This is a genomic window from Novosphingobium sp. B-7 (assembly GCF_000410615.1).
Classification (GTDB): Bacteria; Pseudomonadota; Alphaproteobacteria; order Sphingomonadales; family Sphingomonadaceae; genus Novosphingobium; species Novosphingobium capsulatum.
This window is the reverse complement of record NZ_KE148433.1, coordinates 1,034-1,582: the sequence shown is the minus strand read 5'-3', so window position 1 is coordinate 1,582 and position 549 is coordinate 1,034. Positions and strand designations below refer to the sequence as shown.

Below are 549 nucleotides of genomic sequence, written 5' to 3'. Positions count from 1 at the left end.
ATCAAGCCTGCCCCGCACGTGGAAAAGGCCATCATGTGGAGCAGCATCGGCGAAGGCCTGGGCCTGTTCTTGGCGGGCAACATCGTGATGAACCTGCACCGCCCCGATCTCTTGCTGCCGGCGATGGCGCTGGTGGTGGGGCTGCATTTCCTGCCAATCGCCCAGGCTGCGCGCTTCCGCCCGTTTTTCCTGCTGGGCGGCGCGCTGATCGTGGCAGCACTGGCCGGATTTGCCCTGGCCGCGCCCCTGGGCGGCAGCCTTGCCGGCTTTTCCGCCGCAGCGGCGCTGTGGCTGGCCGCGGCCATGGCGGTCCGCCGCGATCATCGCGCCAAGGCGCTGGGCGCCCATTGACGAACACAGACATACCACGGGAGAGGACAACAGGATGATCGGGCGGACATGGGCGATGGCCCTGGCCATGACAGTGGCCACCACCATTTCAGGCATCGCGCCAGCCGCGCGGGCGGCCCCGGCAGCGCCAGCGCCCACCCTGGAATACGCGTTCACCGCCAAGGTCACGCTGGCCCCGGCGGTGGAGCAGGGCGAGAT

Annotated in this window: 1 pseudogene; it reads left to right on the top strand. The window is 69.0% G+C overall.

Going from position 1 to position 549, the window contains the following annotated elements:
* Positions 1 to 351 (top strand): annotated as a pseudogene (locus H926_RS0118835) (hypothetical protein); the annotation flags it as partial.
* Positions 352 to 549: the final 198 nt, after the last annotated feature.